Annotated in this window: 10 protein-coding genes and 2 rRNA genes; 1 reads left to right on the top strand and 11 read right to left on the bottom strand. The window is 65.7% G+C overall.

The genetic code is table 11. The annotated features are described in order from the left end of the window. Positions 1-22: 22 nt before the first annotated feature. From recN to WEE69_12605, 5 genes are read right to left on the bottom strand one after another with little or no spacing between them, the layout of a single operon-like run. Positions 23-1,642, bottom strand: a complete 1,620-nt coding sequence (recN, locus tag WEE69_12625) for a DNA repair protein RecN (GenBank protein ID MEX1146137.1) — start codon at positions 1,640-1,642, stop codon at positions 23-25. Positions 1,643-1,647: 5 nt separating this feature from the next. Then, complete coding sequence (locus WEE69_12620) at positions 1,648-2,517, bottom strand: NAD(+)/NADH kinase (protein ID MEX1146136.1); 870 nt, start codon at positions 2,515-2,517, stop codon at positions 1,648-1,650. Continuing rightward, positions 2,514-3,296 carry a TlyA family RNA methyltransferase gene (locus WEE69_12615; GenBank protein MEX1146135.1) on the bottom strand — a complete coding sequence of 261 codons (783 nt, stop codon included), beginning with the start codon at positions 3,294-3,296 and terminating at the stop codon, positions 2,514-2,516. The genes WEE69_12620 and WEE69_12615 overlap by 4 nt, the downstream gene beginning before the upstream one ends. An 8-nt stretch (positions 3,297-3,304) precedes the next feature. Continuing rightward, positions 3,305-4,120, bottom strand: a complete 816-nt coding sequence (locus WEE69_12610; GenBank protein ID MEX1146134.1) for an HAD-IIA family hydrolase — start codon at positions 4,118-4,120, stop codon at positions 3,305-3,307. 1 nt (position 4,121) lies between these two features. Then, positions 4,122-4,505 (bottom strand): tetratricopeptide repeat protein, encoded by a 384-nt coding sequence (locus WEE69_12605; GenBank protein MEX1146133.1) that lies wholly within the window; start codon positions 4,503-4,505, stop codon positions 4,122-4,124. A 96-nt stretch (positions 4,506-4,601) separates the two neighbouring features. On the opposite strand from WEE69_12605, the gene WEE69_12600 reads away from it, so the two are divergent. Continuing rightward, positions 4,602-5,819 (top strand): DUF1015 domain-containing protein, encoded by a 1,218-nt coding sequence (locus WEE69_12600; GenBank protein MEX1146132.1) that lies wholly within the window; start codon positions 4,602-4,604, stop codon positions 5,817-5,819. Positions 5,820-5,831: 12 nt separating this feature from the next. Here WEE69_12600 and WEE69_12595 read toward each other — a convergent pair whose 3' ends face one another. The 6 genes from WEE69_12595 to WEE69_12570 form a co-directional block, all read right to left on the bottom strand. Further along, positions 5,832-6,872: a 2-oxoacid:ferredoxin oxidoreductase subunit beta gene (locus WEE69_12595; protein MEX1146131.1), complete on the bottom strand. Its 1,041-nt coding sequence runs from the start codon at positions 6,870-6,872 to the stop codon at positions 5,832-5,834. Next, positions 6,869-8,740, bottom strand: a complete 1,872-nt coding sequence (locus tag WEE69_12590) for a 2-oxoacid:acceptor oxidoreductase subunit alpha (protein MEX1146130.1) — start codon at positions 8,738-8,740, stop codon at positions 6,869-6,871. The genes WEE69_12595 and WEE69_12590 overlap by 4 nt, the downstream gene beginning before the upstream one ends. 124 nt (positions 8,741-8,864) lie before the next feature. After that, entirely contained in the window at positions 8,865-9,254 is a 390-nt protein-coding gene (locus tag WEE69_12585) for a hypothetical protein (protein ID MEX1146129.1), read from the bottom strand. Between the two features lie 182 nt (positions 9,255-9,436). Then, a complete protein-coding gene (locus WEE69_12580) occupies positions 9,437-10,420 on the bottom strand; it encodes a tetratricopeptide repeat protein (protein ID MEX1146128.1) in 984 nt (327 codons plus the stop codon). Between the two features lie 106 nt (positions 10,421-10,526). Next, positions 10,527-10,643 (bottom strand): 5S ribosomal RNA (gene rrf / locus WEE69_12575). A 127-nt stretch (positions 10,644-10,770) separates the two neighbouring features. Further along, positions 10,771-15,176: ribosomal RNA gene (locus tag WEE69_12570) — 23S ribosomal RNA — on the bottom strand. Positions 15,177-15,545 lie beyond the last annotated feature (369 nt).

Genomic DNA, 15,545 nt, shown 5'->3' with positions numbered 1-15,545 from the left:
TTCCGGCGAAGCAGGCGCTCGATCAATGTGAGACCTCGGCGCGTCGGTCGGCCGCCCGCTCGAGCAGCTCGGCGACGTGGCTGCGCGCGTGGGTGGACTCGCCGACCCCGGCGAGCATGCGTGACAGCTCGTTCACGCGTTCCTCGGCTTCGACCGGTGTGGCATCGGCCACGGTGCGCCCAGCCTCCTCACGCTTCTCGACGACGACCTGGGCGTCCGCGAAGGCGGCAACCTGGGCCAGGTGCGTCACGCACAGCACCTGATGGCGGGTGCCGAGGTCGGCGAGCAGCCGGCCCACGGCGATCCCGGCTTCGCCACCGATACCGGCATCGACCTCATCGAACACCAATGTGGGCGGCGCTTCGGAGAGCACGAGACGCAGGGCAAGCATCGCGCGTGACAGCTCGCCGCCCGACGCGGCCTTTGCGAGCGGTTTCGGCGGTTCGCCAGGATTCGGTGCCAGCAGGAACGTCACGTCGTCCGCGCCGTCATCGGTCAGCGGCCCGGGTGCGATCAGCACTTCGAGCTGCGCGGCCGGCATCGCGAGCTCCCGTAGATGTGCGGTCACCGCATCTGCAAGTGGAGCAGCCGCGCGTCGACGCTCATTGGACAGATCGAGCGCGGCCGTCTGCGAGCGTTCGTTCGCGGCGTAGCGCTGGGCCTCGAACTCCGCGGCGCGGGCTTCGAAGCCTTCGAGCTCGTCCAGCCGTTGGTGAGTGTCTGCGGCGTACGTGATGACATCGGTGAGCGTCTCGCCGTACTTCCGACACAGCTCACGCAGTCGCTGGCGGCGGGCGCGAACCTGCTCGAGACGGGCCGGATCCTCGTTGACCACGTCACTTGCGAGGCGCAGCTCGCGCTCGAGATCGGCGAGCTCCGCTTGCACGGAACGCAGGCGCCCCGCGAGGTCGGTGAACGGGGCCCGGTCGTCGATCGCGGCAACCGCCCGGCCCACGCCGTCGAGCGCTGGTCCTTCGATGGCGCCGAAGGCGTCGCTGAGCGCCTCCCGGTGGGCGACCGCATCGGCAAGCAGCGCCTCCTCGGCTTCCAGCGTGACCTCTTCGCCTTGATCGGTGACGGCCGCGCTCTCGATCTCGTCGATCTGGAATCGCAGGAGATCCAGCTCGCGCGCTCTCGCCCGCTCGTCGCCACCGAGCGCAGCGAGCTCGATCTCTGCTTGGCGCACGTCGTTGCGCGCGGCCCGAAGCTCTGCCACCGCGGCCAGAGCCGGCTCGCCGGCGAACCGATCCAGCGCGCGTCGTTGCACCGATGGCGCCAGCAGCGACTGATGAGCGTTCTGCCCGTGCAGATCGACCAGCGTGCTGCCGACCTCCGCCAGCTCGGTGACGGTCGCCAGTCTGCCGTCGACGTATGCGCGTGTACGGCCATCTTCGGGGAGCACGCGCGCCAAGACGACCTCGCGTCCGTCGTGGGTCTCGAAGCGTCCCTCGACGCGAGCTTCGCTGGCTCCCTGACGCACCAGGCTCGTGTCGGCGCGCGCTCCCAGCAGGAGCTCGATCGCCTCGACCAGCAACGTCTTCCCCGCGCCCGTCTCACCGGTGATCGCCGTGGACCCGGGGTTCACGAGGAGGGTCACGTCGTCGACGATGCCGAGGTCGGTCACGTGGAGCTCGCGGAGCATCGTCGCTACCGGTCCGCGAGGCCGAACTTGGCCTTCAGGATCTGATGGAAGTCGCGGGGACCGAAGGTGACCATCCGCGCGGGTTTCGGGCCAGCGGTGCATGTCACGGTGTCACCCGAGTCCAGCTCGCCCAGCTCCTTGCCATCGAGCGTGATGACGACGTTGCGTTGATCGACGATGGTGAAGCGCAGCTCCTCGTCGGCATCGAGGACGAGGGATCGATCGAAGAGCATGTGTGGTGACACCGGGGTGAGAAGCAGGCAACGGTGTCGCGGCGACACGATCGGTCCGCGGGCCGAGAACGAGTAGGCCGTCGACCCGGTTGGCGTGGCGACGATGACGCCGTCAGCCGCATACGTCGTGAAGAAGGCACCGTTGATCGCCACCTCGAGCCGAACGAGCCGACCGGTTCTGGTCTTCTCGATCACGGCCTCGTTGAGCGCCCACCATCGCCCGGCTGCCGGTGATGCCGAGCTGACGACCACCTCGAGCACCATGCGCTCGTCGATCTCGAAGTCGCCCGCGAGCACTCGAGCGAGCGCGTCTTCCAGATCCGTGGGCTCGACCTCGGCGAGGTAGCCCATCTGTCCCACGTTGACGCCGAGGACAGCCGCACCGATCTCGTACACGAGGTCGACCGATCGCAACATCGTCCCGTCACCACCCAACGAGACCACCAGATCGAGCCCGCGGGTGAACGCGCCGATGTCGATCGCGCACTCGTCGAGTCCGCACGCCGCTGCGTCGTCAGCCTCCACGCGCACTTCGATCCCCCGCGCCGCGAGCCAATACGCCGCACGACGGGCCACCTCGTGGGCGATCGGGCGGTCCCGATGGGGAACGAGCCCCACCACCGCAACGCGTTGACCGCTCATGAGCTCCTCGCAAGTGCGCTCAAGGCGTCGGTGCCGATGAGCGAGCCGTCGCGCCGGCCATGTAGCAGGAACTCGCGATTTCCGTCGGCGCCCCGCAAGGGCGACTCGATCACGTCAACCGCGACGATCCCATGGTCAGTCAACCGGGTCGTGACGGTGATGAGGACATCTTCGTGCACGCTCGGGTCGGTGACCACGCCGTGTCGCCCGACCTTCGATCGACCCGCCTCGAACTGTGGCTTGAGCAGCAGCACCAGGTCGCCATCGGCTGTCGTGCAGCGCGCCAGGGCCGCGGCCACGGTGACGAGCGAGATGAACGAGAGGTCGGCCACCGTGACGGGCACTGCGCCGTCGATGTCGGCCGGATCCAGGTTGCGCACGTTGGTGCGCTCCAACACGCGCACGCGGGGGTCTTCACGCATCGTCCATGCGAGCTGACCGCGCCCGACGTCGACGGCGTAGACCGCAGCGGCACCGCGCTGAAGCAGGCAATCGGTGAATCCACCGGTCGACGCGCCGGCGTCGAGGCACCGCCGCCCCGCCACGTCGACCGCGAACACGTCGAGCGCGTGTGTCAGCTTGTCGCCGCCTCGCGACACGAACTGAGGACTCGGGCCTTGAACGGCGATCGGCTCCGCCGGGCTCACCTGTCGAGCCGGGCTCATTGCGGGCGCGCCAGCGACGAGGACATGACCAGCGGCGATCGCTTCCGTCGCTCGCGCACGACTGGAGACGAGACCGCGCCGCACGAGTTCGGAGTCGAGGCGGCGGCGAGACACAGGCCAGGTTACGTGGAGTGCGCGAGGGCGGCCAGCAATTCCGGGACCAGACCACCGAGATCATCGGCAACGAAAGGCGGTGGGGGTTCCGGGATCGCCTCGCCGCCGGGTGTCGCGACGGCTGTCGTCACGCCGCTCAGGACCAGCGCGAACGGCCACCCGAGCGCGTCGGCGAGCGCGCCGTCCGACGACGGGCGATCGCCGACCACGATGCCGGTCGTCCCCAATCGCTCGCGCACGAGCGCAACCATGGGCGCCTCGGGCTTGCCCGCGACGTCGGGCCGCTGCCCCGATGCGGTGGCGACCGCGGCGGTGATCGCACCGGAGCCGGGCATCAGGCCATCGGCGACCGGGTACGTCGCATCCAGGTTCGTGCTGACGAAGCGTGCGCCTTCGCGCACGGCTCGCGACGCGATGTCGAGCTCGGCGAAGTCGAAGCCCCGATGGAACCCGACGACGACGGCTTCCGCCGGCAGACGATCGACGGGCTGGAGCCCGACCTCGGCCAGGGCTTCGGTGACACCCGGGCCAGCGCAGGCAAGCACCCGCGCGTCGGGGTCCAGGTCGTCGGCGAGCAGCCGGGCGGCTGATACCGCGCTCGTGAGCACGTCGGCGGCCTCGGCTTCGACACCGCAGGCGCGGAGCTTGGCGACGACGTCGGCGATCGTGTGGCTGGAGTTGTTGGACACGAAGCCGACACGCGTCCCGGCGGCGCGCAGCTCGGCGATGCCGGCTACCGCCGGGACGATCGGCTCGTCACCCCGCCAGATCACACCGTCGAGGTCGCAGCACACGACGGGGTCGGTTGCGCCGGGGCGCGTCATCTCAGGGCCGCTCGGCAACCCGGTCGAGGGCCTGGCGATACTCCTCGCGCGGTCGCATCGCGACGGCGAGCTTGAGGTGGCGACGAGCCCCAGCGCGGTCGCCGAGGCGTGACAGCGTGAGCCCGAGCCCGAAGTGCGCGTAGTCGTTCACCGGATCGAGCTCCACGGCGCGCGCGAACTCCGAGCGCGCCGGAGGGAAGCGACCGCTGCTGAAGTACGCCCGACCGAGTGCCTCGCGGATCGACCCCTTCTCCGGCTCGAGGTCGCGCGCCCGCTCGAGCGCGACGGCCGCGGCGTGGTGGTCTGAGCAGGCCAGGAGGCGACTCCCCTCCTGGAACGCCTCGTACGCCTCGGCTCCCGACGACACCGTCTCTCTCTGGCTCATCTGCTTCGAACATCCCTTCCTTGTCTCGGTTCAGGGTGCACGCGAGACCGTATGCGAGACTGACCCGCGCCGACCGACGAAACGGAAACCGCGCCCGTGCCCGAACTGTTCCCCTTCCGCGGCTTGCGGTACACCGCGACCAGTGATCTCAGCAAGGTCACGGCGCCGCCCTACGACGTCATCGACGAAGACGACCGCGCTGCGCTGGAGCGATCACATCCCCAGAACGCGGTGCAGCTGATCCTTCCCCGCCATGAGCACGGCACCGACGGCTACGAGCGCGCGGCACGCTCCTTGAACGAGTGGGAGGCGGAAGGCATCCTCGCCCGCGACGCCGAGCCGAGCCTCTACGCGTATCGGATGAGGTACGAGACGGCCGACGGTGACCCGCGGCACACGTTGGGAGTGATCGGCGCGCTCGGCCTCCCCGATGGAACGGGAGATCCCGACGTCCTTCCTCACGAGCGCACGCTGCCCAAGGCGAAGTCCGACCGCCTCGCGCTGCTCCAAGCGACGAAGGCCAACCTCGATCCGATCTGGGGGCTGTCGCTCAGCACAGGCCTGACCGACGCGATCGGCGACCTCGACCCGGCGCTCACCGTGCAAGCCGTCGACGGCGGGGGCACTAGCCATGAGCTCATGCCGCTCCCGGCAGACCGGGTCGATGCGGTCCGCGCGGTGATCCGCTCGGCAGCGGTGGTCATCGCCGACGGACACCATCGCTTCGACACGGCATGCACGTATCGCGCCGAAGACCCCGACGCGCCGGGCGCGAGGGCGATCATGGCCTTCGTCGTGGAGCTCACCGACGACGAGCTGTCGGTCCACGCGATCCACCGACTCGTCCATGGCGGTGGCCATGCACGTGAGCGGTTGGCCGCGCATCCCGACGTCGAGATCGAGGCGCTCGGTGCCGGGCCCGACGCGTTGCACGATCTCCGTGCTCGCTTGCGCGCCGACGGTGCACTCGGCTTCGTCGACCGTGATGGCTTCGCGCTGCTCCACCTTCAGGAAGAGCACATCGAACGCCACCTCGCGGGCGTACCCGACGTGCTCCACGGAATCGACGCGGTTCGGTTCGACCTCGGTGTGCGCCCGGGGCTCGGAGATCTGGAGCTGTCCTATCGCGACGACGCCGCGACCTGCGCATCGTTGGTCGAGAAGGGGGGGGCGGACGGTGCGGTGCTCCTCGAACCCGTGTCGGTCGCTCAGATCCGCGCCGCGGCCGTGGCCGGGGTCCGGATGCCGGAGAAGACCACGTTCTTCAACCCGAAGCCGCGCACCGGGATGGTCTTCCGGCTCCTCGACAGCTGACGCTTCGGTTCGCTACACGACTTCCCAGGTGGCGCCGGAGCCGAGCAGCGCGGCGAGATCGGGCGGACCCTGGCGCTCCGACGACAGCACCAGCTGGCGCTGCACCTCGGCTTCGTACGTCGGTCGCTCGACATCGCGGAAGACACCGATCGGAGTGGGCACGGTCGGGCGATCGGCGAGCCGAGACAAGGCGAACGCGAGCGTCGGGTCCTCGCGGTGCTCGTCGTGGACGAGGAGCCGGCTCTCACCGACCTCGGCCACCTCGGCAACCTCGCACTCACCGAAGTCGTTGAGCACGACGCCGTGGGATCCCTCGGCACCGAAGCGAATGGGCTCACCGTGCTTCAGGTCGATGAGCATCTCGGAGCGGACTTCCTTGCCTGTGACCGCCTCGAACGCACCGTCGTTGAACACGTTGCAGTTCTGGTAGAGCTCGACGAACGCCGTGCCCTTGTGTGCGTGCGCGCGACGGAACATCTCGATCATGTGGTTGCGGTCCATGTCGTGCGTCCGGGCGACGAACGTGGCCTCCGCACCGAGCGCGACCGAGAGCGGGTTGAACGGTGTGTCGAGCGATCCGAACGGGGACGACTTGGTGACCTTCCCGACCTCGCTCGTCGGCGAGTACTGGCCCTTCGTGAGTCCGTAGATCTGGTTGTTGAAGAGGATGATCTTCATGTTCACGTTGCGCCGAAGCGCGTGAATGAGGTGGTTGCCTCCGATCGACAGCGAGTCACCGTCGCCGCTGATCACCCACACGTCGAGATCGGGACGAGCGAGTGCGACGCCCGTGGCGAGTGCCGGCGCCCGGCCGTGGATGCCGTGCATGCCGTAGACGTTCATGTAATAGGGGAAGCGCGCCGCGCAACCGATGCCCGACACGAACACCATGTTCTCGGGCTTCACGCCGACCTCGGGCAAGAAGAGTTGCATCGCCGAGAGGATCGAATAGTCGCCACAGCCGGGGCACCAACGAACCTCTTGGTCGGATTGGAAGTCCTTCTTGCCGAGCTTGACGGCGGTGTCGCCTGGTTCAGTATTGGCGTCGCTCACTTCGCCAGCTCCCGGATTGCTTGGTCGATCTCGGTCGCACGGAACGGCACACCCTGGATCTTCGTGAGGCTCACCGCATCGACCAGGAAGTCGCCCCTGATCAAGCGAACCAGCTGGCCCAGGTTCATCTCGGGCACAAGGACCCGGTCGTAGCGACGCACCACGTCACCGAGGTTGGCCGGGAACGGGTTCATGTGGACGAGATGTGCGTGGGCCACTTCGACGCCGGAGTCGCGGGCTTGGCGCGCCGCCTGCTGGATGGTCCCGTACGTGCTCCCCCATCCCACCACGAGGACGGACGCCGCTCCACTGGGATCGTCGACCTCGACCGGTGGAATGTCGTTGGCAATGCCAGCGACCTTCTTCGCGCGCAACCGAACCATGTGCTCGTGGTTCTCGGGTTCGTAGTTGACGTTGCCCGAGCCGTCTTCCTTCTCGAGCCCGCCGATCCGGTGCTGCAGACCCGGCGTCCCCGGGATCGCCCAGGGTCGGGCGAGCGTCTCGGGATCGCGTAGGTACGGCCAGAACTCGGCGACGCTGGCTGCGTTGGTGTGGTTGGTCTCGGTCGCGAACGGCACCGAGATGTCGGGCAGCGCGTCGACGTCGGGCAGGAGCCACGGCTCGGCGCCGTTTGCCAGATAGCCGTCGGAGAGGAGGATCACCGGCGTTCGGTACTTGAGCGCGATGCGGACGGCTTCGAAGGCGGCGTCGAAGCAGTGACTCGGTGAGCGTGCCGCGACGATCGGCAACGGCGCCTCACCGTGACGTCCGAACATGGCCAGCAGCAGGTCGGACTGCTCGGTCTTGGTCGGCAGGCCGGTAGACGGACCACCGCGCTGCACGTCGACGATGATGAGGGGCAGCTCGAGGCTCACTGCCAGCCCGATGCCCTCGGACTTGAGGTCGACACCGGGGCCACTCGTGGCCGTGACGCCGAGGTGCCCCGTGAACGATGCACCGATGGCGACGCTTACCGCGGCGATCTCGTCCTCGGCCTGGAGCGTGCGCACCCCGAAGTTCTTGTGGCTCGCGAGCTCGTGGAGGATGTCGGATGCCGGGGTGATCGGATACGACGCGTACGCGAGCGGCAGCTTGCTCTGCTGCGCGGCCGCGATCAGCCCATACGAGAGCGCGATGTTGCCGGTGATGTTGCGGTAGTGGCCGGGCGGCAGCTGGGCCGGGGCGACCGCGTACGCGTGGTCGAAGAGCTCGGCGGTCTCGCCGAAGTTGTATCCGGCCTTGAACGCCGCCAGGTTCGCCGCCTTCACCAGCTCGCGATTCCCGAACTTGGACTCGATCCAACCGACGGTGTCGTCGACGGGGCGCGTGTACATCCACGACACCAGACCGAGGGCAAAGAAGTTCTTGGAGCGCTCCGCGTCGCGGGGCTTCACGCCCAGCTCCTTGGTGCTCTCCAACGTGAGGCTCGTCATGGGCACCTGGATCACCCGGAACGCCGCGAGCGACCCGTCTTCGAGTGGGTTGGCCTGGTAGCCAGCCTTCGTGAGGTTGCGCTCTTCGAACGTGTCGGAGTTGACGAGCAGCGTGCCGCCCGGGATGAGCTCGGCCACGTTGGCCTTCAGCGCAGCCGGGTTCATCGCCACGAGCACGTTCGGTGCGTCGCCGGGCGTCAGGATCTCGTGGTCGGAGATGTGGACCTGGAACGACGAGACGCCGGCGATCGTGCCCGCGGGGGCGCGGATCTCGGCCGGGAAGTTGGGCAGTGTGGCGAGGTCGTTGCCGAACACCGCGCTCACATCGGTGAACCGGTCGCCGGTGAGTTGCATGCCGTCGCCAGAGTCGCCGGCAAAGCGGATGACGACCTCTTCGAGGCTCTCCGGCTTCAGCTGCGTTGTCTCCGCGGTCACGCGCCCTCGCTTCGGGTCTGGACTCCGTTGTCCGGCGCGCGAACGGCCCACGTCTGCGCTCTGGCCCGAGAGCCGAGTCTAGGACCAGAGCGAGGGTGCCTTGGATCGGGCGGAACATCGATCGTCAGGAGAGTCCGTCGAGCTCCTCCTCGGCTCGGCGTCGGGCAGTGTCGAGACGGCGCCGGTCGGTACCACGACCGACCGCTCGCGCTTCGACCTCGACGCGTGCTCCGGTCGTTCCCGTCGCGGTCTTGAAGAAGCGCCGGCGGAGCGCGCCCACGACGACGATCGGGGCTCCCTCGTCGAGGTCCTCCACCCAGCCGGGCGGCTCGCGCACCGCCACCGGGACGGAGGTGGCGCCGGGATCGAGCGCGTGGACACGCACGGAGAGCGTAGCGATCCGCCGGCCCGAGGTGAGCTTGCGGATCTCGGGCGGGGCGGAGGCGACACCTCGGAGCACCACGAGGTTGACCGTGGGCAGGGAGTCGTCGGAGTCGGTTGTGGCGGTGGTCATGGCTTCCTCCTGGTCGTCGCGAGCGGCTGCTCGCGCCCGTTCGGGGGAAGGGAGGAAGTGGAGCGCAGCGTAGGAAGTGGGTGTGACAGCCATATGCGCTCGTTCTCTGCGGCCGGGGATACCCCGGCCGCGGGTGTTCCTTCGCTGGTGAGCGCCTCCGCTCCGCTGCGGCGCCGCGCGAGTTAGCGCAAGGCGGCGGCCCGGGCGGCCACGTCGGCGAACTCCGGGTCGTGCTTGCGGATCCGGGCGAACAGCTCCCTGGCCCGGGCAAGGTTGCCGGCCCGTTCCTCGAGATCGGCGAGCGAGTACCAGAGGCGGAGGTGGTACGGGCGGGGCTGCTTCACGGCCTTGGCCTTGCGCGCGAGCATCGAGATCGCGTCGTCGAGGTCGCCCTGGTCGGCGCGAGCCCCCGCGGCGACAATCCGGCCTTCGGTCACGAGCTCGGCCGACGGAGAGGTGGCCGCGAGGTCAGCCCAGAGCTCGTCGATCTTCCGCCACCGCCGCTGCGCGCGGTAGCAGTCCATCAGGACGGGATGCTGCTCGACCGCGTCGGTCAGCTCGACGAACGCCTCGAGCTCTTTCGCCGCCGCGCGGTAGTTGCCGAGCCGGTACTGCACCAGGCCGCACAGCTCGCGCGTTGTCGGCGAGTCCGGCAACGCGTCGCGCACACGTCGGACCTTGTTGAGTGCGTCGCGGTCGCGGCCGTTGCCGAACTCGTCCGCGGCCGCGAGGAGCTGGTTCAACAGCGCGGGGCCGCGCCGGCCCCCGAGGCGGAGGATCTCCGCTTCGACGTCGGACGGTGCGCGCCGCCGACGGCGGGTCGTGCGCGTGGGTGCCGCCCGTCGGTTGCGCTCCGAGCCGGCGGACGTCCCGCCCGAACGCCGTTCGCCCCGAAGACGAAGGCGCGACTGCGGCGTCGCTCGCTGGGGTCGGGCTTCATCCGGCCGTCGCTCTCGTTCGGGGGCCCTCGGCGCGCCGTACGGTCCGAACCCGCCCTCCATCGCGCGGTCGCGCCCGGTGGTCTGCATCCGCTTCGGGTGCTGCGACTGCTTCGAGAAGCTCGGCGTCGCCCGCTTCGAAGACGTTCCCGTCCGCTTGGAGCCCTGCCCCCGTTTCGACGGCGCACGTGATGAGCGCGCGTCGCGACGATCGTCAGGGCGAGCCATGCGTCGGAGCGTACCGGTGTGTGTGCAATCGCCTCTTGTTCCGCGCTGTTGTTGTGTCCGAACGCGACGAAGCGCCCTCGCGATGAGGGCGCTTCGCTCGAAGAAAGCCCGGCGGCGACCTACTCTCCCGGGGAGTCTCCCCCCAAGTACCATCGGCGCTGGCGGTCTTCACTGCCGTGTTCGGAATGGGAACGGGTGTTTCCCCGCCGCTGTTGCCACCGGAACAATTTGGACTGATCGACTCCGCTCGGCGCCGGGATACCCGTCGCCGCTCCTTCGGAGCCGCTTCGTCTCTGCGTTGTCAAACGCCACCTGAGCGCTGAAGAGCGAGCACGAGCACAAGGCAAGAAGATCCCAAGCCCTCGGCCGATTAGTACCGGTCGGCTGAACACGTCACCGTGCTTGCACGTCCGGCCTATCAACCTGGTCGTCATCCAGGGGCCTTACTCGGTTAACCCGATGGGAGATCTCATCTCGAGGCCGGCTTCGCGCTTAGATGCCTTCAGCGCTTATCCATTCCGCAGGTAGCCAACCAGCCGTGCCCTTGGCAGGACAACTGGCACACCAGAGCTGCGTCCGTCCCGGTCCTCTCGTACTAGGGACAGCTCCCCTCAAATCTCCTACGCCCACAGAGGATAGGGACCGACACTGTTGTTACTCCGACACGACCGTGTGTCGTGAGGAGGCCAGATCATTTCTGTCTGGCTCTGCATGTCGCCATGCAGGTCGGACCATATCTTCACCACTGAAGACTCCAGTGGTGTTCGGCGTATGGTCTCTGAGGATTCTCAGCGATCTCGTGCTACCGAGAATTGCTGAGCCTTTCCTGCTGATTGACCGCACCTAACGCATTGTCACGGTTCGATTTCCGAACTCGTAGCGCAGGATTCTCGGTGTTTCCAGCATATAGCCGAATTTATAGACAGCGCGTTTCATCCACTGTCTCGCGACGTTCTAAACCCAGCTCGCGTACCGCTTTAATGGGCGAACAGCCCAACCCTTGGGACCTACTTCAGCCCCAGGATGCGATGAGCCGACATCGAGGTGCCAAACCTCCCCGTCGATGTGGACTCTTGGGGGAGATAAGCCTGTTATCCCCAGGGTAGCTTTTATCCGTTGAGCGACGGCCCTTCCATACGGTACCGCCGGATCACTAAGCCCGACTTTCGTCCCTGCTCGACTTGTAGGTCTCGCAGTCAAGCTCCCTTTTGCCTTTGCACTCTACGAATGATTTCCAACCATTCTGAGGGAACCTTTGGGCGCCTCCGTTACTCTTTAGGAGGCGACCGCCCCAGTCAAACTACCCACCTGACGCTGTCCCCGACCCGGATTCACGGGTCTGGGTTAGAGCCTCAAGATATGAAGGGTGGTATTTCAAGGTTGACTCCACCGAGGCTAACGCCCCAGCTTCCAAGTCTCCCACCTATCCTACACAGCATATGTCAAAACCCAACATCAAATTGTAGTAAAGGTCCACGGGGTCTTTCCGTCCTTCTGCGGGAAACGAGCATCTTTACTCGTCGTGCAATTTCGCCGGGTCTCTGGTTGAGACAGTAGCCAAGTCGTTACGCCATTCGTGCAGGTCGGAACTTCGCCTTTATCCGTTGTTTCCAACGGGGCAGACTATGCCTTCATCTCAAACATGCCGTGAGGCGATGATCGCTTCCGGTCGATATCCCCGCTGACCGCTCGGGTTCATCTGACTAGCCAGTCGCACGATCTCGACGAGTCCGGCCGGCACCAAGTGCTCGCCGCGAGCCATCCGCTCGCAGATGTCTGCGAACAGCTCGAAGTCGCGGTGCTTGCCGGATCTCAGCGGATAGCGCTGAAAGTGTGGGACGACCATCAAGCGAAGCACAGGGAGACTTCTCGCCTCCCACTTCACTGTTCGGTCGCTGCGGTCGGGCCGGAGCGTGCCGCAACCGAAGTACTGCTGAATTTCCAGCAACACCTCGCTGCGGTCGCCGTTCTGGCTGACCGACAGGCTTGGCCTCACCTCCCAACCGACTCGAAGAGTGCGGCGTGGAGAGATCGAGACCGTGAAGCATCCCTCACCGTCGACGTATCCGAAGATGTACGACGGGAGATCCGTCTCACGAGCATTTCGAGAGCCCGCGTATTGCGCCGATTTTAGATTTGTCATGCGCCGACCGTACGGCCGACGTGTGACAGCAACCGACGCCTCTCCCCGAAGGGATCAGTCGTTACGGGGTCATACCTCGAGTACGAGGCAGAGGACTTCCCACGGCATTACCCACCGCCTATCGCCTCGTCCTTGAATCGAGGCAGTCGGTTTGGGCTTCGCCGTTATGAGCGGGTCTGCACACACGGTCACCCGCGTGTAGGGCAATTCACTTACCCGACAAGGAATTTCGCTCGAGTCGTTCCCCATGTCGCCATGAGGCTCGGACCATCTCTTCGACTCATGATCGGATATGAGTCGGTTGGCGTATGGCCTCTGAGGATTCCCAACAACGATGGACTCGAATGATGCACCGCTGGTTGCGGTCCGAGATCATTCGTTCGCGGTTGGGCCTTTCCTGCTGATTGTCCGCACCGGACGGATTGTCACTCACGTACTTCGTGAGTACCGCCGGATTCTCGGGTTTTCCAGCACTTAGCCAACTGCACTCATCGCATTGCTGCGATGAGGGGCAACACCCCGCCACGACTAGCGGGGCAAAACCTTAGGACCGTTATAGTTACGGCCGCCGTTTACCGGGGCTTAGCTTCAGAGCTTCGCCTTGCGGCTAACCCCTCCGCGTAACCTTCCGGCACCGGGCAGGCGTCAGAGCGTATACATCGTCTTGCGACTTCGCACGCTCCTGTGTTTTTAGTAAACAGTCGCTTGGCCCTGGTCTCTGCGGCCTCCTCGGGCTTTGGACGCGAAGTCCGCAACCCTACTGAGGCCCCCCTTCTTCCGAAGTTACGGGGGCAATTTGCCGAGTTCCTTAACCAGAGTTCTCCCGATCGCCTTCGTATTCTCTACGTGCCCACCTGAGTCGGTTTGGGGTACGGGCACCGTGTCAGCTCACTAGAGGCTTTTCTCGACAGCATGGGATCAGTCACTTCACCTAAAACGGTTCGGCATCACATCTCGGAGTTGGCCGGCGGATTTGCCTACCGACCCCCCTACCTGCTTGCCCCGGGACAACCAACGCCCGGTAGACCTACCCTCCTGCGTTCCCCCATCGCTACCCACCGGGGTTTGGGACAGGTTCGTCCCGAAGGACAGCCCCCGATCGCACCCCTTAGGGGTTGGCGCGGACACGGTGGTACAGGAATGTCGACCTGTTGTGCATCGACTACGCCTTTCGGCCTCGCCTTAGCTCCCGACTAACCCTGGGCGGATGAGCCTTCCCCAGGAACCCTTGGGCATTCGGCGGAGGGGTTCCTCCCCCCTCGTTCGCTACTCATACCGGCATTCGCACTCGACCACGCTCCACGACGGGTTCCCCCGTCGCTTCACAGCGGTGATCGACGCTCCCCTACCCATCCTTACGGATGACGCAGCTTCGGCTCTGTGCTTGAGCCCCGTTACATTGTCGGCGCGGGATCACTCGACCAGTGAGCTGTTACGCACTCTTTCAAGGGTGGCTGCTTCTAAGCCAACCTCCTGGCTGTCTGGGCAATCCCACATCCTTTGCCACTGAGCACAGAATTCGGGGCCTTAGCTGGCGTTCTGGGCTGTTTCCCTCTCGACCATGAAGCTTATCCCCCATGGTCTCACTGCCGTGCTCTGGAGTATCGGCATTCGGAGTTTGGTTGATTTCGGTAAGTTGGTAGACCCCCTAGACCATCCAGTGCTCTACCTCCGATACTGAACGCACGACGCTGCACCTAAATGCATTTCGGGGAGAACCAGCTATCACCGAGTTTGCTTGGCCTTTCACCCCTATCCACAGGTCATCCCCCAAGTTTTCAACCTTGGTGGGTTCGGCCCTCCACGAGGTCTTACCCTCGCTTCAGCCTGCCCATGGATAGATCACTCGGCTTCGGGTCTACCGCCCGCGACTGAACGCCCTGTTCAGACTCGCTTTCGCTCCGGCTTCCCCTCTCGGGTTAACCTCGCCACGAACGGTAACTCGCCGGCTCATTCTTCAAAAGGCACGCCATCACGGAACAAGTCCGCTCTGACTGCTTGTAAGCCAACGGTTTCAGGTTCTATTTCACTCCCCTCCCGGGGTACTTTTCACCCTTCCCTCACGGTACTCGTGCACTATCGGTCGCCAGCGTGTACTTAGCCTTACGAGGTGGTCCTCGCAGATTCACACGGGCTTTCCCGGATCCCGTGCTACTCGGGAACACCACCGGAAGGTCACTCGGATTTCGTGTACGGGGCCGTTACCCTCTGCGGCGCGCCTTTCCAGAGCGCTTCCACTATCCAGTGACTTGATGACTTCCTGGAGGTTCTGCCGTCCCTCCTGGTGGGTCCCACAACCCCATCGCAGCATCGCCGGCAGGCTGTACCACTGCGACGGTTTGGGCTCTTCCCGTTTCGCTCGCCGCTACTCAGGGAGTCGCTCTTGCTTTCTTTTCCTCGAGGTACTGAGATGTTTCAGTTCCCTCGGTTCCCTCTCTGACCCTATTGAATTCAGGCCAGAGTGACTGGGCATGACCCCAGCCGGGTTGCCCCATTCGGAGATCCGCGGATCAAAGCTTGGTCGACAGCTCCCCGCGGCTTTTCGCAGCCACCCACGTCCTTCATCGGCATCTGGCGCCAAGGCATCCACCGTTGGCTCTTTCTAGCTTGGGATAACTCCTTGCACTGTTTGTAGAGATGCTCGTGCTCGCTCTTCAGCTCTCAAGGGGCGTGCCGAGGCTGGCCGCACTGACGTCGCGCTGCACAGGCGCGGAGAACGTTGACGGGGGATGCCTCGGGGAGAGCCGGCACGCCCCGAAGGGGCGCGGTCCAACTCCCTCAAAACGGAACAGTGACACCGCGCCGACGAGCTCAGGCCTACAAGTCCCTCCCTCCGAAGAGGCGGTGACGTTCGGTGTACCAATCTCGCCGACTCGGCCAGTGATCAACGTAGGAGCTGCCCCATTCGTGAAAATGGAAGCAGTGTGAGCTCCTTAGAAAGGAGGTGATCCAGCCGCACCTTCCGGTACGGCTACCTTGTTA

This window comes from Acidimicrobiia bacterium (genome assembly GCA_040881685.1).
GTDB lineage: Bacteria > Actinomycetota > Acidimicrobiia > IMCC26256 > PALSA-555 > SHVJ01.
This window is presented reverse-complemented; position numbering and strand designations above follow the sequence as displayed.